Genomic DNA, 21,242 nt, shown 5'->3' with positions numbered 1-21,242 from the left:
ACTTGTTAATGTAGCTGAGGAGATGCATTGAGTCAATAGATATATAAAAGTTTTTATTTTTGCCTAAGGGACATTACCGATTCATAACTCAAGGGGCGCAAAAACACCCAAGTTTTCCTCTAGCACAAATCTTAATACTGACTGAGTAGCCATAAGCAATCCTAGTCTGGCTTGAGCTAACTCTGGTGAAGTAATTTTCACCTCACCCCAAATCCGGCAATTAGACCAAAACTTTTCAAAAGCTTGGCTTAAACTCAGCGCTACTTTTTCCCATTTCACAGAACCCTTAACATCAGGGCATTCTATGTTGTCTACCACTTGTATTAACTCACCAATTAACCGACGCTCATCTGGGTGATTTAGCCGCAGTATTCCGTCACAATTAAGCCAAGGTAAAGGGTTAGGAGAGATAACACTCCAAAAAGCTGGACTAGTATTTGGAACTGGTTCTCTAAGTTTAATCAATCCCTCTCGATGAGCCAGAAGCACTAGCGAACAGCAGCGTGCATGAGCATATTGAACAGTAAACAAATTGAGCCTTGGGCATGGAGAAGAGGCAGAGGGGCGGGGTGCAGGGGGCAGAGGGGAAAATTCTTCTCCCCTGCTCCCTGCTCCCTGCTCCCTGCTCCCTGCTCCCTGCTCCCCTGGTTCCCCACTCCCCTCCACAAGACTTTGTAACCAAGTCGCTAACGTCGAGTGAGTTAATTCAAAATGTATCAAACCAGGGGGAACTATTTGGATACTAAAAACGTCGTCACAGATCCCTGATATATCTGAGGCGATCGCACTGGCAAGCTCCATCGCTTTTCGATTCTGAGATTTTGATAGTCCTATAGACACATTTGAGGTGTATAAAATTCTATGATCATCTCTACCTTTATGTAGACGAATTTTTTCATTCTTTATGCATTCATTTTCTACTTTATAAGTATCAATGCTTAGTGATTTTATTAAATAACTGTACACTAACTGTTTGATTGATGTATAGTTGCTAACTGGTAATTTATGATGCACGTAATATTATTTAAATCATCATGTAAGATATATTTGTTACTATTTTGTCATCCGTCTTGCGGTATAAATTTAATTTAGATAAAGAAAAATGAGAAGAGGATAAAATTTGATGAATAATCGATGAATAGTAAGTAATCTTTACTACCATCATTGTACAGTAGGAAGTATAACAAAAGAGTAGAGAGTAATTTGCTTTCTATTCTTTGGATTGGCTGGCGCTGTTAGGCGTTATGCCTGCCTTGCCAACACAAAGACACTCCTTGCACCCTTTTATTTACGTCTTTGTCTTCAGCCGAACGCTCTTTGTTACCTATGCAATCTCCATCCTCCTTTTCTGAGGCATCACGGCCTTTTTTAACTTGGCAACGCATTCTTGACTGGGCTCAAGAACACTACCGCTGCCGTACCTTTAGCAAAGATGAGCGCATTCCAGCCCGGCCTGGATTGCTATATTTGGTGCAAAGGGGTGCGATCCGGATGGTAGGAACCGCCCAAGTTAGCGCGACTGCCAGCCAGCTAACGTCTCGACGAATTAACAGAACCCCAGAAGAAGCGTTCTTGGGTTTTGTGGGAGCGGGACAGCCATTTGAAATTGTTGCTCAATCACCATTCACACTCCAGTCCTACGCCCATGTTGACCAAACTGCGGTGCTGTGGATGTACTGGCATGACTTAGACAACTGGCCTCACTTCCGTCGTGAAGTCATGGATGCCTTTAGGTATCAGCACCAGCGTAAGCTACTGTGGCTGAGTGCCTTGGGACAACGCCGCACGATTGACCGACTCTTAGGATTTCTCACATTGTTAATTGAGGAATATGGAGAGCCAGCAATGAGCGACACTGATCCTGATGTGATTCGCGGTTATTGTCTGCCCTTCCCCCTCACCCATGCCCAAATTGGTAGCGCGATTGGTTCCACTCGTGTTACCGTCACCCGCTTGATGGGTAAGCTGCGTCAACGTGGGTTAATTCTGACTCAAGGCGATAATCTCATTTGCTTGCCAGCAGAATCGATTAATAGAGCTGGTTAAAGCACAGTTCAGAGCGGCGATTTCCGCCACTCTGTCTTGAGCGCGATGGGCTACGCCCCGCCGGAGACGATCGCAAGAGTCAGCGAATCTTAACAAACCCAGCTTGGGAAATGAGTTCCTGTCCCTGCTCAGTCAGCAGTAAGTTGGCGTAAGCGACACCTGCTTGCTGCTCAGTCTGACCATTCTGTTTTACCACCACAAACAGATTGCGGGTAATCGGGTATTTTCCTGATTGGAAAGCCTCAATGTTCAATTTGTTCCGTTTACCAGGACATTCGGACGGGAGGACAGATGGTTCTTGGTATGGAGCAATATATTGCCCTTGCGTGCGCCCCAACGGCAAGGCTTTGATTGAGCATTGAGGAATCACCTCTGGGGCAGAAGCGTAATAGATACCAGCAGGACTACCAGCCAATTTTTGCAAGGCTTGGGTGGTTGTGGAGATAAATTCCACATTGGGGCTGAAAGCTTGACCACCCAAGATGTCTTGGACAAAAAGTTCGACTGTACCGCCATCAGCAATGCGGCGAGAATACGGCTTAATCGGGACATTGGGGCCACCCACCTGGCTCCAATTATTGATTTTGCCTGTGTAAATTGACTTTAACTGGTCTACCGTTAGTCCTGAGATATTCAGGTTGGGATTAACTGCAACTGCTAAACCATCAATTGCCACAGGAATTTGTTTCAAACTGAACCCACGCTGCTGGGCACGGCTTAACTCCTGATCTAAAACTGGTCGGGAGGACTGGGCAAAGGCTAGTTGTCCGTCTATCAGAGATTGAATGCCAGTACCAGAACCAGGAGACGCATTACTCGGTTCTACATAGCGCAGCCGAAGTTCTGGGCGCGCCGCTTGAATTGCTGAATCAACTACCAGCCGAATCGGTGCCCAAGATGTACTGCCACCGTAATTGAATAATCCTGTAGGAACATCCTGTACTGAAGTGAAAGTATTGCCACTAGGCTGTTCTGATGCGGCTTGGGGCGTTTTGGTATTACCAGAATTAATTGTATTTAGGTTAACACCAGACTTTTTAGTAAACCACCAAAAACCGCCAGCTATTAGCCCGACGGTGATTAGGATGGATAATACAAGAATAGTTGTTTCATTTTTTTGGGACATAGTATAATTACCCACGCGTCCATTCAATATAAGTGCTTGACTTGATAGGTGCTTGCTACTTGAGATTGTATTGGGAGGACGGGTGTTTTGTTAGCAAATTCTGACAAATCCTAACTTCTGACTACTTTAAAAGCGAAGATATAATAATTTCACCTGGATTATTCGTCTCTTATCTCTAGGCTTGAGTGTTTGTGAAGATCAGTTGCTAGTAGTCTGTCCCATTAATTTTGCGGGGTGTAGAGACGCGAAATTTCGCGTCTTTACAGGGTTTTGGTAACAAACTAATCAATCAGAATTAATGAGACAGAGCACTAGTGGTCTGTCCCATTGATTTTGAGGGGCTGCTAGATCCCCGACTTCTTTAAGAAGTCGGGGATCTGAACATCACTAACCTCTCAAAACTTTTGGGACAGACTACTAGTTGACATTAAGATTTTTGCCCATAAAACTCAAGTTCTCATGTTGAGGGTTTTTCCAGGTTAAGTATTGGTTAAGTTTTAATTTTTTATTGCTGATTATCGAACTGGTTCAAAGTCATAATCCGTGCCGGAGCGGGAACCAGGAACAATTTTTACAAGTTGGACTGGGGCATTGCGATCGCCTGATGCTAAAAACCGAATTGTACCAGAAGCGCCGGTGGTAGAAAAGTCAGAGGATAAGAGTGCAAGTTGGACTCCCGAACGTGTGGGGTTGCGTTTTAATGCCTCAATCAGAGCGACGGTGGCATCATAGCTGAGGGCACTTCGCCAACTCACATCAGCACTCCATAGCTGCCGCGATTTCTGAGGAAAATCTGACTTAGGATCGCCCTCAATATGCCAGGGAACTGCCAATACCATCCCCACAGCTTGTTCTCTGCCAATTTCTAAAGTTTTAGCGCTGTAAACATCATCTCCCGCCAGCAGAGTTAACTTTTTCTGGTTAATCTGAATTACTTGCAGCGCTTTATCGAGAGTTTCAGTGTTAGCAGCTAACATCAATACTTCTGCACCTTGCTTAATTGCTTGTTCTATACTTTTAGCCGCACTAAAATCCGCCTTGGATAAGTCAAATTCGCTGGATACTTGTCCACCTTCTAAAGAAACAGATGAGACAAACTCCGACTTTAAAGACTGGCTATAGTTACTCTGAGAATTAAAGAAAACCACTGCATTTTTTTTCTGCAAGGTTCTCACCATGTAATTGGCTAAACTTCTAGCAGCCATAAAATCACTAGGAACCGTGCGAAAAACGTAGCGGCTAAAGTTAGAAATTTTTACAGATGTACTGGTAGGAGAAATTGCTACAAGTTGTCCCGAAGTATAAATACTACCTGCCGCTAAGGTGGAATCGCTAGTATTCGGCCCAACTACACCTAATACTTCGGAATTACTGACTAGGTTGGAAGCGATTTGCTTGGCTATTTCTGGATTATCGTCGTCGTTAGCTATCCCTACCCTCAACGGCACTCCCTTGATTCCCCCAGAGGTGTTAATTTCATTTTGGGCTTGGGCGATGCCACGTAAAATTTCTAAAGCAGCATTGGGGTCAGTGCCGAATGGTACAGAAGCCACAATGGTATAGCTCTTGGAAGAGCCGATGCGGGCATTGTTAAGAAAAATTAGCGTTTCTGGATCGTTACGGCTGAATTTTAGGGCAGATGTGAAATTAGCGATCGCTTTATCATAACTTTTAGCTGCGATCGCCTGTACTCCTTCTTTTTTAACTGGAGAAATCTCACCCGGAGTCAAGGATTTTTCCCCAAAACTAATCCGGTCTTGTAGGGATGGATTGCTGCCTGCTTCCGAACCTGCAATGATGGTATTATTATCGATTTTGACCCCAGAGCCTTTAGTAAACCACCAAACTCCAGCGCCAACTATGCTAACTGTCAGCAGCAGGGCCAAAGCTAAAATTTTGGTTTCATTCTTTTGTGACATGAACAAATTTAAATAAATAAAAAATGTTTATTATTGATTATTTGACTAAATCTAACCGCTTTGATCATTTAATTCTGACAAATCCAGCCTTTTCGATCAGTTCTTGACTCTGAGGTGTCAGCAGCCAATTTGCATAAGCAACGCCTGCTTGCTGATCTGTTTGACCATTCTGTTTAACTATTACAAATAAATTGCGGGTAATTGCATAGTCTCCACTACGAAATGCCTGACTATTCAACTGATTACGCTTACTAGGACATTCAGACTGAGGTATAAAGGGTTCTTGGTAGGGTGGCACAAATTGACCGCTTGTCCGCCCTAGTGGTAGGGATTTAATCATACACTGAGGTACAACCTCTGGGGCAGAAGCATAGTAAATTCCACCAGGAGTTGCAGCTACTTTTCGTACTGCTTCTGTGGTGGTACTAATGTAATTAACGTTATTACCAAAATTCTCTTTATTTAAAACATTTTCTACAAAGAACTCGACTGTTCCCCCAGCTTCTTGACTGCGAGAGTAGACTGTAATTGGTAAATTTGGCCCACTCACCTGTTGCCAATTAGTAATTTTGCCCGTGTAGATATCTTTGAGTTGGGCGACAGTTAAACCAGGGATATTGAGATTGTAGTTAACTGCGATCGCAATTCCATCAATCCCCACCGAAATTTCTTTCAAATTAAATCCTTTTTGTTTAGCTTCGGCATTTTCTTCAGCTTTGACTGAGCGAGAAGATTGAGAAAAAGCTAGTTGATTATCTATCAACATCCTAATGCCAGTTCCAGATCCTGGTTGACCGGAAGCGGGTTGAGTATAGCGTAAATTAAATTGAGGGCACAGGCTTTTTAGTACGGAGTCTACGTCTTTACGGATGGGTGCCCAGGTTGTGCTACCACCATAGTTGAATGTTCCCTCTGGGAGATTTGACACGTTACATTTATTGACAAACTGTTTTGTGGAATTATCTGTATTGCTACTCTCCGAAGGTTTAGGAACAGTTCCATTTAATTGCGCCCACCGTTCCATAAAAAACCATAAGCCACTAAAGATTAAGCCAATGGTGATGATAGCAGCTAAGAAAAGGCTAAGTGTTTCGTTTTTCTGAGACATAGTTAGCTGTTAACACCAAAAGTTTTTTAAAGTAAGAGAGATAATAATTTATAAATAAGTCGAAACACGGCTGTTAAAGAAATGGCTACTAAGGCTGCTGCAACTGATAAAATTACTACTCCCTGAATGCCAAGACCCCCCTGTAAAAAAGGGAGAAAAAAAATAATCGCAAAACTAATTGTCGGAATAATTAATAAATCGAACTTTTCAATCCACCGCCTGGTTTGGGCAAATATCAGTATCCCTAAAATCACACATGCAACAGTGAAAGTAACTATTGGTAATTTTACTAGACTGAAGAGAGCGATCGCAATTAATGCCCCTTCAAATCCACTAAATGCCGCCCCACCCAGCAATTCCACTGTCGAAAACGCTGGTTGAGTTGGTGAAGGGCGGGGGACGACGGGACTAGAACCTTTAGGTGGTTGTGGCGGAAGTGTTACAGAGGGCGAATTAAGTTGTGTAGGGGCTTGAGCCGCCTGTGAGTTCAGTGCATCTAAAACCTCCTGGGCTGACTGGAAGCGCTGATTGGCAGCAGGTAGCAGCATCTTATCTAATATGTCAGCAAGGCGAGGGCTGACAGTCACTTGCGATCGCCATTTCCACTGGTTGCTATAGGCATCAAATAATTGAATTGCTTCTTGATTTGTCAACAAAATAAGAATAGTTACAGCCAAAGCGTATAAATCCGTAGATGGAAATACTTGACCCCCAGCCATCTGCTCAGGCGGTGCAAATCCCATAGAATAAATTCCTGTGGAAGAAGCAGCAGAACCAAGTGCAACATTTGTTACTTGCTTAACTGCGCCAAAATCTAGTAAAAAAAGTCTACCATCACGACGGCGCATGATATTAGAGGGTTTAATATCTCTGTGGATAATGCTTCTATGATGGACAAACTTTAGCACCTTCAGGATTTCTTGCAGCACCTCCAACACTTGCTGCTCAGAAAATTTGCCTTGTTTAACTAATTCTTCTTCTAAATTTTGCCCATCAATGTATTCTTGTACCAAGTAAAAAAACTGGTCTTGCTGTCCTGGTTGCAAACCATTAACTATGACTGGAAAGAAAGCAAACAAGTCAGGGATTTGCTCGTGATCGTTACCCAGTTGTGATAAAACTTCTGCCTCTCTTTCAAACATCAACTGTGCTTGTTGCAGTTGATTTAAGCTTAAATTTCCCGCAGGTTGAAACTGCTTAACTACGCATTGACGCATTCCTGGAATTCGGCGATCGCGTGCCAAAAAGGCTGCTCCAAATCCCCCCCTTCCCAGTAGCTTCACGGGGACATATCGACCATCTAGCAGCAATGGCATACCACAGGTAGTACAGTACTTCTGCTGCGTTGTTTTCAGCGTCGTAATATCATCTAAATCGGCAAAATGGTTTTGTGGGCGTGGGCAACGTGGACGAGTACAGTAAACTTCCATTTTCGTGATTAGTCATTAGTCAAAATAATTCGTAGAAACTAAACTTCATTATCAAGAACAGGAAACTTTTTTACTGATGTCAAATTCTTAGCTTGCCTACGGTACGCTAGGCGAAAAGCTATGAAATAATAATTATGAATTACGAATTAGTTAGCGCCACGCAAAGCGAGTCCGCGAACGCGAGTTCGTCTCGTAGAGAGCGTCATTACGAATTATTTGCTTATTGGTCATTTACAAAAAACATTGGACAAATGACGTAGACGCTCTAAGGGTAGGACTAATCACCAGATTTTAGTCTTCGGCGGCAGAGGTGGATGTCGCTATATCCAATGTAGATATTACTATGCTTTTTTGTGCCAATGTTAACACATCTTGACTCCATCCAGGATTAGCAAACTGGGGCAAAATTTCCCGACTAAAAGCTTCTGCGGCCTTGGATCTATAGCGATTAGGATTAAAAATCAGCCACAGTGTCCGTTTGACGACAACGCCTTCAATGGGGGTACGGTGCAGAACACCCATTTGTAACTCTTTAGCGATCGCACTTGTTGAAACAAAGGCAGCCCCCAAACCAGATTGCACAGCATTTTTAATTGCTTCAATGGAATTTAATTCCATTTCAACCTTAAAACGTCTGGTATCAATTTCACAGCGTCCTAGCACTTGGTCAATTACTTTGCGGATAGTAGATTGAGAATCTAAGGCAATGAATTGTAATTTGTATAGGTCATCTTTTTGGATTTTTTCTAGTTTGCTAAAAGGATGAAAGACAGGTAGGATTAGCGCTAGTTCGTCTTCAGCGTAAGAAACAACTTCCAAAGATTCTGATAATTCGCCAGGAATTTCACCGCCGATAATTGCCAAATCAACTTGTCCGTTAGCGACACTCCAAGCAGTCCGCCGGGTAGAGTGGACGTGTAATTGCACTGCCACATCTGGATATTTTTGTCGGAACATACCGATCATCTTGGGCAAAAGATAAGTGCCGGTGGTTTGAGAAGCACCGACAATTAAAGTACCGCCTTGGAGATTTTGTAAATCCTCGATCGCGCGGCAGGTTTCCTGACACAGACTGAGGATTTTTTCACCGTAACTTAGGAGTAGATGCCCTGCTTCAGTTAATTGGGCGCGTCGTCCTCCCCGATCGAATAGGGGGACATCTAGCTGCCGTTCGAGATTTTGCACTTGCAAGCTGACGGCAGGTTGGGAAACGTAAAGACTATCAGCGGCACGCTTGAAGCTTCCTTCTTGGGCGATCGCTTTGAGGATACGTAACTGATCTAAAGTGAAAGGAAGGTCAGACATAAGGCTCAAACCACAAACTTTAAAAGGAGCGGATGCACACAACAAATCAGGTTTGGCAACAATCAGCCAGGTATGATTTGTTGCATATTAAACTTGAAAACTTGACTCGAAAAAGACAGTAGCACAACATCTTGACTAAAGTCTCCCTTTGAATACTTTGTGGTATTGGTTGTACTGAGTTCCATTTTCTTTAAATTATTTCACCCGTGTATATGCTGTTGATTTCTTGGTTGACACCCAGTCATTTTGTCATGCTGGGGCTACAAATAGTTTTTGCGATCGCTCACAGTGGAGGCGCTGCTTTGCGTCCAAGGGCCGAAAAATATATTGGCCCAAGGCTTTATCGCGTTCTCTTTGCATTAGTTAGCCTACCTTTGGCTGTCATATTAATTATTTACTTTTTTGGGCATCGATATGATGGTTTGCAACTTTGGCAGGTACAAGGAGTGCCAGGAGTGCGAGAATTTGTTTGGCTGCTGTCAGCTATCTCGTTTTTATTTTTATATCCTGCTACCTTCAATCTACTAGAAATTGCTGCCATTCAAAAGCCCCAAGTTCATCTATACGAAACAGGAATTATTCGGATTACCCGTCATCCCCAGATGGTAGGACAAATAATTTGGTGTGTTGCTCATACTCTGTGGCTGGGTACTACCTTTACCCTTGTGACTTCCATTGGATTGGTGTTGCATCACTTATTTGGAGTTTGGCACGGAGATCGCCGTCTAAGCGATCGCTATGGGGAAGCCTTTGAAATTGCCAAACAACGGACATCAATTATTCCCTTTAAAGCAATTATCGACGGGCGTCAATCTATCAAATGGCAGGAATTTCTTCGCCCTTCTTATTTAGGAGTTGTCATTTTCATAGCTTTGCTTTGGTTATCGCACCCTCTGTTGCTGGAAGCAACTAGTAAGATAAGATGGGAAATTTAGGCGATCCCCAGTGTCAGCAGAAAATCCAAAATAGATGAGGATTTCAGCTTATCAATTGCCCTAAATCAATGTACGATAAGTTCAAACATCTATCGATGGGGGTGGTCTGACTCGAATTTAAGATTTTAAATTGGTAGTTGTTGGTCAGTTGCTTTTCCTTGGGAAAACATGGCAGATTCAGTCATATCCCCAGATGGCCACGGCAATCAGGAGCCTAACATCCCAAAAAGCCACCGTGAGAGTGGCGCTGGCTTTTATTGTCAGAGACACATCAACACGCTCAATTTTTGCCTAATTATTCTGTGTCCTGAGATTTGGTTCCTGAAAGCATCTATCGGCAGTTACTGACTTGCCAATCTTTCACTTCAATGCTGATAGGTAGTTTAATATAAAAACCTTATAATCCAAGAGGCGTCATGGTTTTGTCGGTTAGTGAGCGGACATTTACTCAAGAAGTTTTAGAATCACCTATTCCTGTTTTAGTTAATTTTGAAGCACCTTGGTGTGGCTTGTGTCGGATTATCCACCCACTGTTATTGCAATTTCAAGCCCAATGTGGGGAAGAAATTAAATTAGTTGGGGTTAACGCTGATCAAAATTTTAAATTGTCAACTACTTATAAGCTCAAATCACTACCCACTTTACTATTGATTGAAAATGGCACTATTCGCCATCGCTTGGAATGCTTTCGCGGTAGAGAAGATTTACGTCTAGCTTTAGAAGACATTAAAGCTAGGTACACCAGTAGCTCTAAAATTTACAAGAGTTCAAAAACAGTGGACTTAGAGTGTCGGTCAGCCTGATGGATATTGGGCATGGGGCAAAACAGTGCTGAGTTAGGAGTTAGGAGTTAGGAGTAGAGACGCGATTAATCGCGTCTGTACAAGAGTTAGGAGTTAGGAGTAGAGACGCGATTAATCGCGTCTGTACAAGAGTTAGGAGTTAAGAGTTATTCTCCCCTCTGCTCACTCGGAACTCGGAACTCAGCACTTTTGAGGGGCATGGGGCTAAAGACTAATGACCAATGACTAATGACCAATGACCAATGACCAATGACCAATGACCAATGACCAATGACCAATGACCAATGACTAATGACTAATGACCAAATCTAAAACCATGCTTAACACCCCACCCAACTCAGTCTTGGGTGGGTTATTTTATCCTAAAGGGTGTGTGTCACAATTATTAACAGTTTCGACACGCTAAATCAAGAATTCTAAAAGTAGGCGTCAGTGATGGAAGTAATCTATCAGTATGCCTGGCTGATTCCGGTGTTCCCTCTTCTTGGGGCAATGCTGGTCGGTCTAGGGTTAATCTCGTTGAATCAGGTGACAAACCGCCTCCGCCAGCTTAATGCTGTGGTGATTATCTCCATGATGGCAGCAGCTATGGGGATGTCGTTTGCCTTGCTCTGGAGTCAAATTCAAGGACATGCGTCTTATATTCGCACCTTTGAGTGGGCAGCAGCAGGTAATTTTCACCTGAGCATGGGCTACACTATTGACCACCTGACAGCCTTAATGCTGGTGATTGTCACAACGGTAGCCTGCTTAGTCATGGTTTACACCGATGGCTACATGGCTCACGATCCCGGTTACGTGAGGTTTTACGCCTATCTCAGTTTGTTTGGCTCCTCAATGTTAGGTCTGGTGGTCAGCCCCAACCTAGTACAGATTTATATATTCTGGGAACTAGTCGGGATGTGTTCCTACTTGCTGGTCGGTTTTTGGTACGATCGCAAGTCAGCAGCAGATGCCGCGCAAAAAGCGTTTGTGACTAACCGCGTGGGCGACTTTGGTCTATTACTCGGCATTTTAGGGCTGTTCTGGGCAACAGGAAGCTTTGATTTTAATATCATGGGCGATCGCCTCGCCCAACTTGTCGAATCAGGTTCTATCAGCAATTTTCTCGCTGTCCTGTTTGCGATTTTAGTTTTCTTAGGGCCAGTTGCGAAATCAGCCCAATTTCCCCTCCACGTCTGGCTACCAGACGCGATGGAAGGCCCCACTCCCATTTCTGCCTTGATTCACGCGGCAACAATGGTGGCGGCTGGTGTTTTCCTCATTGCCCGGATGTACCCAGTATTTGAAGACGTTCCAGTTGCAATGAATGTTATTGCCTTTACTGGGGCGTTTACGGCGTTTTTGGGGGCAACCATTGCCATTACCCAAAACGACATCAAAAAGGGCTTGGCTTACTCCACCATTTCCCAACTTGGTTACATGGTGATGGCAATGGGAATAGGTTCTTACAGTGCTGGACTATTCCACCTGATGACCCACGCCTATTTCAAGGCGATGCTGTTCTTGGGTTCAGGTTCAGTAATTCACGGTATGGAAGGTGTCGTTGGACACGACCCTGCCTTAGCGCAAGATATGCGCTTGATGGGTGGACTGCGAAAATATATGCCTGTCACAGCAACTACCTTTTTGATTGGTTGCTTGGCAATTTCTGGTATCCCACCCTTTGCTGGTTTCTGGTCAAAAGATGAAATTTTAGGGAAGGCTTTTGAAGCTAACCCACTCCTCTGGTTTATCGGCTGGCTAACTGCCGGGATTACGGCTTTCTATATGTTTAGAATGTATTTCTCAACATTTGAAGGCAAATTCCGGGGTAATGACGAGAAAATCAAGGAAAAACTCAAGAAAGCTGCGGCGACAATTGTCCTGGAATTAGAGTCAGAAGAACCAGTCCCGAATTTTGGGCCTGGGGCAATGAAGAAAGGAGAATTGGCGGCAACTCAGCATCATGATTCCCATGACTCCCACGGGCATCACAGCGACTCCCCCCACGAATCGCCGTGGACAATGACGCTGCCGTTGGCACTGTTGGCTGTGCCTTCGATTTTGATTGGTTTGGTGGGAACTCCCTACGCCAATTATTTTGAAGAGTTTATCTTTCCTCCTAGTGAAACCCTCTCCGAAGTTATAGAAAAGGCTGCCGAGTTCAATCCGACGGAATTCTACATCATGGCGGGTGCTTCAGTCGGAATTTCTTTGATTGCGATTACCCTGGCTTCGCTGATGTATTTGCGCCGTAAAATTGACCCGGCTGCGATCGCTGCTAAAATCCAACCACTTTACGAGTTATCCCTCAACAAGTGGTACTTTGATGACATTTACCATCGGGTTTTTGTCCTCGGCTTGCGTCGCGTAGCCAGACAAGTTATGGAAGTTGACTTCCGCGTTGTAGATGGTGCTGTTAACCTCACAGGCTTTTTCACCCTTGTTAGCGGTGAAGGTCTGAAGTACCTAGAAAACGGTCGCGCTCAATTCTATGCCTTGATTGTGTTTGGGGCGGTTTTGGGCTTAGTGATTGTCTTTGGTGTTACCTGATTTTTATTGGGGTGGGCGATCGTCCGCCCCTAAGTTTTTTTAAGAGTCTAATTTAGACTCTTTTTTTGGCGGATAGTTCAGTAATTCGATAGTTTAGAAAAAGGTGGTGAATAGGCACATGACAAAGAAGAAATACATTTACTGGCAAGATGATGATATGTGGTTAGGGTATCTTGAAGAATATCCTGACTATTGGACTCAGGGTGAAACTGAAGAGGAGTTAAGAGAAAATTTACTCGATATTTACAGTGAATTAACAAGTGGAAATATCCAAAATATTCGTAGAGTTGCAGAACTTGAAGTTTCATGAAACGAAGAGATTTAATCAGTAAGATTGAAGAAATGGGTTGTATCTTCGTTCGTCATGGTGGCAAACATGATTGGTATCAGAATCCAATAACAAAAATTTCTCAAGCCGTTCCCAGACATAGGTAAATTAAGGAGCAACTTGCAAAACATATTATTAAAATGCTTAGTGATGAAGCTGGCTAATGCTTAGAATAAGAGGTAATTGTATTAGAGAGTTTAGGTACTCACTATGACCCTTGAACAGCTTGAAGCCGAAGTTCTTGCACTTCCAAAAGATTCTCAAGTGATTTTATTAGCAAGATTACTGGAAAGATTGGGTCAAGAAAGTGGAATAGATCAAGAAATTGCGGCTAGTTGGGCTGAAGAAGCCCAGAAGCGTGATGAAGATATGAACACCAATCAAATTACTGGTATTCCGGCTGAAGAAGTGTTTCAACGAGTTCGTGCATCTTTACAATGACAAGAATTGTATTTCATCCATTGGCAGAGCAAGAGTGGCAAAATTAACCTTGTTCTTGGTAATAACGATCTAAAAAACTTTGGATGAGGGCAGAAGATGCACGAAAGGTGGTTAATTGCAATTTAGAAATGGCGTTAGGAAAATCAATTATATCTTGGGTTCCTGCACGATAAAGAACACCGAGTAAGCCTGTGACATTAAGACCTTGTGCGATCGCTGCTTGTCGAGCATCCATATCATCTAAGATAATTAGGGCGGCATTGAGTTGGACAGCCAGAGAAATGGTTTCTTGCTCACCTATACCAAGTTTGCTAGATAAGTTGGGTAATAGAGGCGTGGTAGTTTGAATCTCTAACCAGCTTGGAGGTTGGGCAATCCAGTTTTGAACTTGGATGTAAGAACCTTCGGCAAGAAGTTCTGTGCAGACGGCATTGGGGATGGTGATGCGACCGAAAAGTTGAGGCAGAATTTCAACACAATCAATCAAGATGAGATAGCACAAAGGTGAAGTATCGCAAACAACTATCATTGCTGAGTAATTGCTTGGTCAATAGCTTGCAAGTCTTGCTCTAAGTCAGCTACGGTGTAGGGTAGGTAAGCTTCATAGGCTTTAAGAAAAGCATCGGTAGCAAGTCGAGAAGAAAGATTTAACAGACGTTGAACTTGAGCAGTAGAAATTTGCCGATGGCGATAACCTTCAACCACTAGCGATTCTAAGGCGCGGCGAGAAAGTTGGTCAGGGGTATTAGCGAGTTGATGGGCAATGTCATCGGGTATTTCGATGGTAATTTGCATTTGCGGTGTCCTTTGATGGATGTATGATGCTTTTTTTTAAGGATAACTGAGCAGCATCATACATTTTTAGCAATGCTCCGGTTGGGCTAGGCGTAGACGCAAAAGCGGCTTGTTGTAGACATCGCTTCTCAAATTAAACCACTGTACGAGCTATTCCTCAATATCTTTTACATCATCTGGCGGTTCAAACATAATCTCAAAACCTCCATTGGGAATAGTTCGACGCAAAAATCTTAAATGGTCGTCTGCATCTTGGCGGTTAGCAAAACGGGCGACGGTGTGAGATTGGGTAATCACTACAGTTTTTACTATCACCCAAGGATGATTTTGGGCAATAACTGGTTTTATCATGGTGAATGTCTCCTTTTGTTAGGGAGCCAAGAGCCAGCAGGAAGCCTCGGAAACTTATTTGCTGGCTTTTGACAAGATTTGTAATTTTGTTGTCGGGTTGCTGTAAGTGTGAGTGTGTTTTCATCGCTTCTAAACACTCTCATCTCATAGATTTTGTGGTAAAAGCTGCGTTGCATCATGGTCGTGAAGTCCTGGGACAACTAGCCATAGCCACATTCGGCATTTGAACAAGCGCAATGATAGAAGTTCTTCAGGGAATATTTGATTTCTGTGACCTTGCCAGTGTCCAAGGTGTGCAAGTTGTTGTTTGGCGCAGGTTGGGCAGAGGTCGCCTGGTTTTCCTTATTCATTTTACAATGTAGATTGTATATTGACAAAAATAAAACTTACATTGTAAAATGTCAACAGACAGACCCAAGAATTATTTTGACTTCTAGCCTGTTTCTATGTATTTGAATCCAGCCTGATCAGCAACTAAAGTTAGATATTTCGATGTAGCGAGAGTTGGCTGATAGGCGCTGTTTTCCCATTGACTGACTGTTTGTTGATAGACACCTAGCCTTTCTGCAAACTCTGCCTGTGTTAAACCCATGTGAAGACGTAGTGCTTTGATTAATTCGCCATTCCACAGTACAGTGTCACCTTTAAGCTGAACTTGAAAGTTATTAGGAGGTTTATAAAATTTTATTTGTTGCTTATCAAAATCAACTTCCTCAACGCGATATCCTGCTTCTATCCAAGCTGAAGCTTGTAATGCGCCTTTGCTGCGATTACTCCACCATGCCCGTTTATTTCTTGCTGATTCAGGCAAAATATCATTTATTAAAGTCTCAATTTCAGCAAATGATAAAGTTATTTCATTTTGATCATTGCCACGCAAAAATTCAAGGAGTGGCTGGTACTTGCTGCCCTCCTTCATGCGACATCTTCCTCTCCCAACATCATTTTATCCACACTTTTTTCACTTTATAAAAGCTATTTCATTACTAACATTAAATACATAAGCCCGTGATTCTCCTGTTTGCTTTACCAAGTCAATTGTTGCCTGTTCGTCATACCACTTAGCAAACAAGAATTTAACCATTGCATCAACAGCTTCTTGTGGCTGCAAACCCTCGTTATCTCTCAGAATTGAGTGACAACCAGAACGCGTATCTCCCAAAACCTCCCGAAACTTATCACGGGTTAGGGGCGTGAGTCCGGTTTGAATCCCATCTGGTTCACTGGGATTAAGAATTACAGTATAAAAACTGTGCTTTGCGGCTTCACGGGCGCTTTCATACTTCTGCAAATCACCAATTATTTCTAACTTTCTTGGATATTCAAGGTCACGACGATAAATTACTGTATGTTTACCACTGGTTAAAATGGCATAACGGGCAGATGGTGAAGCACTCATGTAAGCATTGAGTCGGTTAAGATGATCAACCCAACCTTCGCCCTCAGTCCCGCCAACTTTTTTACTTGGTTCCATAGCCTCCACCATAATGAAGGCTACATCCAAATTACCTATAGAATCAGCATAACGGTCATCGTAAACTACAATGTCTACACGTCCTTGATAGCGTCGCCCACTTTGATAAGTTCCCTCGGCAAAATCTGAATTTAGTTCTAGTTCCATTGCCTCTAGTGGAACACCGTACTCTTCTACTAAAATCTGAAGCGCCCACATCGTCACAGGGTCTTCTGCTGGACGCACATAAGAACCATCAGCTTTAAATAACTTCAGTAGATTTATATGCTGGCGATACTTCTGTGGTATGTTAGCCGGATTTTGGTAAGGATTAGTAAAATCAGAGAAAGGCATGAAGTTATTGCTATGGGAGACAGACTACACAGTAGATAAATGATATGCGATCGCGGGCGATCGCGCTTTATCTATGTATAGCTATGTCTTTTTAATTGCATCTTCAATCTCTTCTAAGCTCACATCTGCCTGATCCGATTTTGCATAAATGAGTAGAAGTAAGACGCATTCAGGTGAGACAACCTGATAAATTACCCGATATCCGCCACTTTTGCCCGTAGGTATATCACTGTTTTTTGCTCGAACTTTAAAAACGGTTAAGTCTATCCCAGAGATTTGATCGCCGATAAAATTCCCAGCCTGTAGTTGATCGATAATAGGTTGAATGTCAATTTGAATTTGACGATAGCGTTTAGTCAGAGTTTTGAGACGGCGTTTGAAGGGAGGTGTAAAACGGACTTCTGCCATAAATCTAGGCTTCGATATCGTCCCAAAGCTCTGAAACTGGGAAAGTTTGTCCTACTGCTGCTTGTCGCACAGACTCTTGCAAATCGGCTAATATTTGTGCTTTTGGCTCTTGTTCATCAATCCAAGCTAAACCACTGACGTTATCAGAATTTATGGAACTTATAAGCTGTTGCCAAAGTTCTACAGGGACGAGTACATCTGTTGTTTCTCCATTTATGTTGGTCACATAACGAATCTGACTTTCAATTTCTGCGATTATCATTATGTTTAGTTCTCCTGCTATGCTTTTTTGTACTAAATCGCTTTTTTCAACAACCACCAAACAGCATTTTGTATTTTTAGCGATGGGTTGGACTAAGCGTAGACGCGGAGTGGCTTGTCGTAGACATCGCACCCCTAAACTATAATTTTATCGGCTTTTCTAGGGCAAATTTTTGACTTGACAGAGAGTATCACAACGCACATTCCGCACCCCCAAGTGTCAAAAAAGACTCCCAAGAGGAAAAATAGGAGATTACCAATTTAATTAAATCAACCTAACGAGGAAGACGAAATCCTCAAAAAGCTGTTACTTAATAACTAGTGACTTTTTGCCAAACATGATTTTGATAGCAGACGAATTGTGATGAATACAGCTAATTTTCCGTGGCTGACGACGATTATTCTGTTGCCGATAGCCGCTTCACTACTGATTCCCATCATCCCGGATAAAGAAGGCAAAACAGTGCGCTGGTACTCCCTGGTCGTAGGGCTGATAGATTTTGCACTAATTGTTTATGCTTTTTATACTGGGTATGATTTCTCCAATCCAGATTTGCAGTTGGTCGAGAGTTACCCCTGGGTACCCCAACTAGATTTGAATTGGTCAGTAGGGGCAGATGGCTTATCTATGCCCCTAATTATTTTGACTGGATTCATTACCACGCTGGCGATTTTAGCAGCTTGGCCTGTCACCTTCAAGCCGAAGCTATTTTACTTCTTGATTTTGGCGATGTATGGCGGTCAAATTGCCGTGTTCGCTGTCCAGGATATGCTGTTATTTTTCCTGGTGTGGGAACTGGAACTAGTACCGATATACTTTCTGCTGTCGATTTGGGGAGGCAAAAGACGGCAGTATGCAGCGACTAAATTTATTTTATACACCGCCGGCGGTTCGCTGTTTATTTTGCTGTCTGCCCTGACAATGGGATTTTACGGCGATACGGTGACGTTTGACATGCGATCGCTCGGTTTAAAAGACTTTGCCCTCAATTTCCAACTTGCCGTCTATGCTGGCTTCCTGATTGCCTACGCCGTCAAGCTGCCGATTATTCCCTTGCACACCTGGCTACCTGATGCCCACGGTGAAGCAACAGCGCCCGTACACATGTTATTGGCAGGTATTCTTTTGAAAATGGGCGGTTACGCCTTAATTCGGATGAATGCCCAAATGCTCCCCGATGCCCACGCTCTTTTTGCACCAGTGTTGGTAGTTTTGGGGGTAGTTAACATCATCTACGCTGCCTTGACATCCTTTGCCCAGCGCAACCTGAAGCGAAAAATTGCCTACTCCTCAATTTCTCACATGGGCTTTGTGATGATTGGTATTGCCTCCTTCACCGATTTGGGATTGAGTGGGGCAGTATTGCAAATGGTTTCCCACGGGTTAATTGGGGCGAGTTTGTTCTTCCTGGTTGGGGCAACTTACGATCGCACACACACCCTGATGTTAGATGAAATGGGCGGTGTTGCGAAGAGAATGCCGAAGATTTTCGCCATGTTCACCACCTGTTCAATGGCTTCTTTGGCACTGCCAGGGATGAGCGGTTTCGTGGCAGAATTAATGGTATTTGTTGGCTTTGCTACTAGCGATGCTTATAGCTCTACCTTCAAAGTAATTGTGGTATTCTTGATGGCAGTGGGAGTAATTTTAACTCCGATTTATCTGCTGTCGATGTTGCGAGAAATTTTCTACGGAGAAGAGAACAAGGAATTAGTTTCTCACCAAGCTTTGATAGATGCTGAACCCCGTGAAGTATTTATCATTGCCTGTTTGTTGATTCCAATTATTGGTATTGGTTTCTATCCGAAATTGCTGACTCAGATGTATGACGCCACAACTGTACAATTGACAGCAAGATTGCGTGATTCCGTACCGACATTAGCACAGCAAAAAGACGATGCACTAAAGGTTTCTTTGAGTGCCCCTCAAATTGGTAATTAAGTTGCGATCGCTAGTTTAGTTTAAATATTGATTACTTTGAGGGCGGGTTTTGTACCTGCCCTTTTTGTTACTCACTCGAAACGTTTAATTCAGTAAAAAAATAATCGAACTGAGTTCAAAAATCCTGTATTGGTTAAGTGATACCATTTCTTTGTGAGGCTGCACTGAATTTTCTTTCTTTGTGTCCAACTCTTACGAGACGTTGCGCGAATGCGCCCTACCCTGCGGGAAGCCGCTCCGCGTCTATGCGGTTCGTTCCTCATATATTTGGGCGCATCTTCATACATAATTGGTATGAGTGGATGTATTTTTTACAATTTACATAAAAATAGATTTTAAGCTGATTGATTTGTTTGTAACCAGTTAAGTAAATCTTTCATAGCAGTAAAATCTAACAAAGCTTCGCCAAGGGTTTCTAATTGATTTAAAGAAAGAGATCGGATGCGCTCTTGTAATTCTGGTGATAATTCTCCCACTCGTCTTTGTAGTAACCTTAAAATCAGCTGTTGTTCACCTTCTTGTTTACCCTCTGCTTTACCTTCTTGTTTACCCTCTGCTTTACCGCGCTCGTAGCCGATGCGCTCACCTGTAGTTATATATAGGACTCATATTTGATTTTTGAACAAAACTCAGTACACCTTTATTCTTTCTTCCCAGTCCCCAGTCCCCAATCCCCAGTCCCTTACCTCTACAAGTGATTCAGAAATCAAATCGGATTGCTATATCTCATAGTTCGCTCCTGCTCAAATTGTTTAAACTCTTCCCAAAACTGATTTTCTAATGCCTTTGGTAATATCATAACCCAATCGATAAATCGATACAGGTTGCGAATATCCTGCTCTCCTAAGCCCAAATCATATAGTCTGCGAATTAAGCTAAATTTCCATATTTTGCGTTGTTCGGGTGATGAGCGTGTCTGCTGCGTTTTCAAATGCGCCATGACGACAGTTGCAAATGGATTATCGCTATTTTCTAACTCATGAAAGCGATTTTCGTAATCCAAAAGTTTAATACTACCAAATTCAAAAGTTAAGCGAGTATTGGGATAATTGTAGCTGTAATTGCTTGGCCGCCATTCGCGGTTTGAATCGCAGAGAATTGCAAGGCTTATTGCTGGCCGATCAAAGCGGTCAAATATGCGAAAGTTATAGGTAAACATCCGCTTAGGAAAATTATCTTCTTTTTGCGCCTGAATTTCAACATGGACTAATAACCAAAGTTCTTCCCCTTGGATTTGCCAAACTTTGACTAATTGATCGGCATATCTTTTTCCCTGTTCAGCTTCACGAGCTATTTGTTGAAATTCTTTATCTAGAAATTCATAGGGACGTTCCCAATCAATTAATGCAAAAGTTTCTGGAAAAAAGAAATGCATTGCTTGGGGAAAATAAGCTTCTATAATTTCTTTCCAAGGGCTATCAAAATCAGCGCGTAGACGTAGCCCGTCGTAGACATCGCTAATATTAGTCATGAATTGATTGCAGATGATAATTTTGGAAAATTATTAACATTGAGTTTCGCTTTGCTCAACTATAGCATTCATCAATCATGCGTTAAAAAGTGTGCCGACATTAGCAAAAAAATAAGTACCAAAGGTTTTTTTTAATGCACCCAAAATTGCTAATTAGATAGCGATCGCTATTTTAGTTGAAATATTTATTGCTTTGAGGACGAATTTTGTACCGACCCTTTTTGTTACGCT

At 42.8% G+C, this 21,242-nt stretch carries 21 protein-coding genes and 2 pseudogenes; 8 read left to right on the top strand and 15 right to left on the bottom strand.

Annotated elements, in window-relative coordinates; genetic code table 11:
• Positions 1–81: 81 nt before the first annotated feature.
• Positions 82–801: a DALR anticodon-binding domain-containing protein gene (locus D1367_RS03475; protein WP_323808649.1), complete on the bottom strand. Its 720-nt coding sequence runs from the start codon at positions 799–801 to the stop codon at positions 82–84.
• Between the two features lie 525 nt (positions 802–1,326).
• Between D1367_RS03475 and D1367_RS03470 the strand changes: the two genes are divergently transcribed.
• The gene (locus D1367_RS03470) at positions 1,327–2,046 is read left to right on the top strand and encodes a Crp/Fnr family transcriptional regulator (RefSeq protein ID WP_100901811.1); all 720 of its coding nucleotides are present in this window, start codon (positions 1,327–1,329) and stop codon (positions 2,044–2,046) included.
• Positions 2,047–2,125: 79 nt separating this feature from the next.
• Here the strand turns inward: D1367_RS03470 and D1367_RS03465 are convergent, their stop codons facing one another.
• From D1367_RS03465 to D1367_RS03445, 5 genes are all read right to left on the bottom strand, one after another.
• The gene (locus tag D1367_RS03465) at positions 2,126–3,172 is read right to left on the bottom strand and encodes a PstS family phosphate ABC transporter substrate-binding protein (protein WP_118162882.1); all 1,047 of its coding nucleotides are present in this window, start codon (positions 3,170–3,172) and stop codon (positions 2,126–2,128) included.
• 515 nt (positions 3,173–3,687) lie between these two features.
• Positions 3,688–5,091 carry an ABC transporter substrate-binding protein gene (locus D1367_RS03460; protein WP_118162878.1) on the bottom strand — a complete coding sequence of 468 codons (1,404 nt, stop codon included), beginning with the start codon at positions 5,089–5,091 and terminating at the stop codon, positions 3,688–3,690.
• Between the two features lie 64 nt (positions 5,092–5,155).
• Positions 5,156–6,199 (bottom strand): substrate-binding domain-containing protein, encoded by a 1,044-nt coding sequence (locus tag D1367_RS03455; RefSeq protein WP_118162873.1) that lies wholly within the window; start codon positions 6,197–6,199, stop codon positions 5,156–5,158.
• A 26-nt stretch (positions 6,200–6,225) separates the two neighbouring features.
• Positions 6,226–7,629, bottom strand: a complete 1,404-nt coding sequence (locus D1367_RS03450; protein WP_118162870.1) for a serine/threonine-protein kinase — start codon at positions 7,627–7,629, stop codon at positions 6,226–6,228.
• A gap of 291 nt (positions 7,630–7,920) precedes the next feature.
• Positions 7,921–8,934 carry a LysR family transcriptional regulator gene (locus D1367_RS03445; protein WP_118162865.1) on the bottom strand — a complete coding sequence of 338 codons (1,014 nt, stop codon included), beginning with the start codon at positions 8,932–8,934 and terminating at the stop codon, positions 7,921–7,923.
• Between the two features lie 212 nt (positions 8,935–9,146).
• Between D1367_RS03445 and D1367_RS03440 the strand changes: the two genes are divergently transcribed.
• From D1367_RS03440 to D1367_RS03415, 6 genes are all read left to right on the top strand, one after another.
• Positions 9,147–9,869: an NnrU family protein gene (locus D1367_RS03440; RefSeq protein WP_118162860.1), complete on the top strand. Its 723-nt coding sequence runs from the start codon at positions 9,147–9,149 to the stop codon at positions 9,867–9,869.
• 416 nt (positions 9,870–10,285) lie between these two features.
• Positions 10,286–10,672: a thioredoxin family protein gene (locus tag D1367_RS03435; RefSeq protein WP_118162856.1), complete on the top strand. Its 387-nt coding sequence runs from the start codon at positions 10,286–10,288 to the stop codon at positions 10,670–10,672.
• Between the two features lie 435 nt (positions 10,673–11,107).
• Complete coding sequence (locus tag D1367_RS03430) at positions 11,108–13,207, top strand: NAD(P)H-quinone oxidoreductase subunit 5 (protein ID WP_118162853.1); 2,100 nt, start codon at positions 11,108–11,110, stop codon at positions 13,205–13,207.
• A gap of 118 nt (positions 13,208–13,325) precedes the next feature.
• Positions 13,326–13,517: a type II toxin-antitoxin system HicB family antitoxin gene (locus D1367_RS03425; protein ID WP_118162850.1), complete on the top strand. Its 192-nt coding sequence runs from the start codon at positions 13,326–13,328 to the stop codon at positions 13,515–13,517.
• Complete coding sequence (locus tag D1367_RS03420) at positions 13,514–13,642, top strand: type II toxin-antitoxin system HicA family toxin (protein ID WP_118162847.1); 129 nt, start codon at positions 13,514–13,516, stop codon at positions 13,640–13,642. The genes D1367_RS03425 and D1367_RS03420 overlap by 4 nt, the downstream gene beginning before the upstream one ends.
• Positions 13,643–13,745: 103 nt before the next feature.
• Entirely contained in the window at positions 13,746–13,976 is a 231-nt protein-coding gene (locus tag D1367_RS03415; RefSeq protein WP_118162842.1) for an addiction module protein, read from the top strand.
• Positions 13,977–14,019: 43 nt separating this feature from the next.
• Here D1367_RS03415 and D1367_RS03410 read toward each other — a convergent pair whose 3' ends face one another.
• From D1367_RS03410 to D1367_RS03380, 7 genes are all read right to left on the bottom strand, one after another.
• Positions 14,020–14,505, bottom strand: coding sequence for a PIN domain-containing protein (locus D1367_RS03410; RefSeq protein WP_118162837.1), 486 nt, complete (start codon positions 14,503–14,505; stop codon positions 14,020–14,022).
• Positions 14,502–14,771 (bottom strand): UPF0175 family protein, encoded by a 270-nt coding sequence (locus tag D1367_RS03405; RefSeq protein WP_118162834.1) that lies wholly within the window; start codon positions 14,769–14,771, stop codon positions 14,502–14,504. Before D1367_RS03405 ends, D1367_RS03410 begins: the two co-directional genes overlap by 4 nt.
• A gap of 150 nt (positions 14,772–14,921) precedes the next feature.
• Complete coding sequence (locus tag D1367_RS03400) at positions 14,922–15,122, bottom strand: hypothetical protein (RefSeq protein ID WP_118162829.1); 201 nt, start codon at positions 15,120–15,122, stop codon at positions 14,922–14,924.
• Positions 15,123–15,555: 433 nt separating this feature from the next.
• Complete coding sequence (locus tag D1367_RS03395; protein WP_118162826.1) at positions 15,556–16,041, bottom strand: helix-turn-helix domain-containing protein; 486 nt, start codon at positions 16,039–16,041, stop codon at positions 15,556–15,558.
• 42 nt (positions 16,042–16,083) lie between these two features.
• Positions 16,084–16,929, bottom strand: coding sequence for a type I restriction enzyme HsdR N-terminal domain-containing protein (locus D1367_RS03390; RefSeq protein ID WP_118162823.1), 846 nt, complete (start codon positions 16,927–16,929; stop codon positions 16,084–16,086).
• Positions 16,930–17,010: 81 nt separating this feature from the next.
• Positions 17,011–17,337, bottom strand: a complete 327-nt coding sequence (locus tag D1367_RS03385; protein ID WP_118162818.1) for a type II toxin-antitoxin system RelE/ParE family toxin — start codon at positions 17,335–17,337, stop codon at positions 17,011–17,013.
• Between the two features lie 4 nt (positions 17,338–17,341).
• Positions 17,342–17,599 carry a hypothetical protein gene (locus tag D1367_RS03380; RefSeq protein WP_118171076.1) on the bottom strand — a complete coding sequence of 86 codons (258 nt, stop codon included), beginning with the start codon at positions 17,597–17,599 and terminating at the stop codon, positions 17,342–17,344.
• A gap of 363 nt (positions 17,600–17,962) precedes the next feature.
• Here D1367_RS03380 and D1367_RS03375 point away from each other — a divergent pair, with 363 nt between their 5' ends.
• The gene (locus D1367_RS03375) at positions 17,963–19,540 is read left to right on the top strand and encodes an NAD(P)H-quinone oxidoreductase subunit 4 (RefSeq protein WP_118162815.1); all 1,578 of its coding nucleotides are present in this window, start codon (positions 17,963–17,965) and stop codon (positions 19,538–19,540) included.
• A 335-nt stretch (positions 19,541–19,875) separates the two neighbouring features.
• Here D1367_RS03375 and D1367_RS03370 read toward each other — a convergent pair.
• Together D1367_RS03370 and D1367_RS03365 are read right to left on the bottom strand one after the other, a co-directional pair.
• Positions 19,876–20,139, bottom strand: a pseudogene (locus D1367_RS03370) (DUF4351 domain-containing protein); the annotation flags it as partial.
• Between the two features lie 122 nt (positions 20,140–20,261).
• Positions 20,262–21,011 (bottom strand): annotated as a pseudogene (locus D1367_RS03365) (RpnC/YadD family protein); the annotation flags it as partial.
• Between the last annotated feature and the right edge of the window lie 231 nt (positions 21,012–21,242).

This window comes from Nostoc sphaeroides (assembly GCF_003443655.1).
Lineage (GTDB): Bacteria > Cyanobacteriota > Cyanobacteriia > Cyanobacteriales > Nostocaceae > Nostoc > Nostoc sphaeroides.
This window is presented reverse-complemented; position numbering and strand designations above follow the sequence as displayed.

Bases quoted from the DNA above. Each gene is read 5' to 3' on its own strand.
- D1367_RS03460 (WP_118162878.1), bottom strand. From the start codon at position 5,091: ATGTCACAAAAGAATGAAACCAAAATTTTAGCTTTGGCCCTGCTGCTG.
- D1367_RS03440 (WP_118162860.1), top strand. From the start codon at position 9,147: ATGCTGTTGATTTCTTGGTTGACACCCAGTCATTTTGTCATGCTGGGG.
- D1367_RS03415 (WP_118162842.1), top strand. From the start codon at position 13,746: ATGACCCTTGAACAGCTTGAAGCCGAAGTTCTTGCACTTCCAAAAGAT.
- D1367_RS03395 (WP_118162826.1), bottom strand. From the start codon at position 16,041: ATGAAGGAGGGCAGCAAGTACCAGCCACTCCTTGAATTTTTGCGTGGC.
- D1367_RS03410 (WP_118162837.1), bottom strand. From the start codon at position 14,505: ATGATAGTTGTTTGCGATACTTCACCTTTGTGCTATCTCATCTTGATT.
- D1367_RS03400 (WP_118162829.1), bottom strand. From the start codon at position 15,122: ATGATAAAACCAGTTATTGCCCAAAATCATCCTTGGGTGATAGTAAAA.
- D1367_RS03450 (WP_118162870.1), bottom strand. From the start codon at position 7,629: ATGGAAGTTTACTGTACTCGTCCACGTTGCCCACGCCCACAAAACCAT.
- D1367_RS03445 (WP_118162865.1), bottom strand. From the start codon at position 8,934: ATGTCTGACCTTCCTTTCACTTTAGATCAGTTACGTATCCTCAAAGCG.
- D1367_RS03470 (WP_100901811.1), top strand. From the start codon at position 1,327: ATGCAATCTCCATCCTCCTTTTCTGAGGCATCACGGCCTTTTTTAACT.
- D1367_RS03380 (WP_118171076.1), bottom strand. From the start codon at position 17,599: ATGATAATCGCAGAAATTGAAAGTCAGATTCGTTATGTGACCAACATA.
- D1367_RS03375 (WP_118162815.1), top strand. From the start codon at position 17,963: ATGAATACAGCTAATTTTCCGTGGCTGACGACGATTATTCTGTTGCCG.
- D1367_RS03425 (WP_118162850.1), top strand. From the start codon at position 13,326: ATGACAAAGAAGAAATACATTTACTGGCAAGATGATGATATGTGGTTA.
- D1367_RS03390 (WP_118162823.1), bottom strand. From the start codon at position 16,929: ATGCCTTTCTCTGATTTTACTAATCCTTACCAAAATCCGGCTAACATA.
- D1367_RS03430 (WP_118162853.1), top strand. From the start codon at position 11,108: ATGGAAGTAATCTATCAGTATGCCTGGCTGATTCCGGTGTTCCCTCTT.
- D1367_RS03455 (WP_118162873.1), bottom strand. From the start codon at position 6,199: ATGTCTCAGAAAAACGAAACACTTAGCCTTTTCTTAGCTGCTATCATC.
- D1367_RS03385 (WP_118162818.1), bottom strand. From the start codon at position 17,337: ATGGCAGAAGTCCGTTTTACACCTCCCTTCAAACGCCGTCTCAAAACT.
- D1367_RS03465 (WP_118162882.1), bottom strand. From the start codon at position 3,172: ATGTCCCAAAAAAATGAAACAACTATTCTTGTATTATCCATCCTAATC.
- D1367_RS03435 (WP_118162856.1), top strand. From the start codon at position 10,286: ATGGTTTTGTCGGTTAGTGAGCGGACATTTACTCAAGAAGTTTTAGAA.
- D1367_RS03420 (WP_118162847.1), top strand. From the start codon at position 13,514: ATGAAACGAAGAGATTTAATCAGTAAGATTGAAGAAATGGGTTGTATC.
- D1367_RS03475 (WP_323808649.1), bottom strand. From the start codon at position 801: ATGGAGCTTGCCAGTGCGATCGCCTCAGATATATCAGGGATCTGTGAC.
- D1367_RS03405 (WP_118162834.1), bottom strand. From the start codon at position 14,771: ATGCAAATTACCATCGAAATACCCGATGACATTGCCCATCAACTCGCT.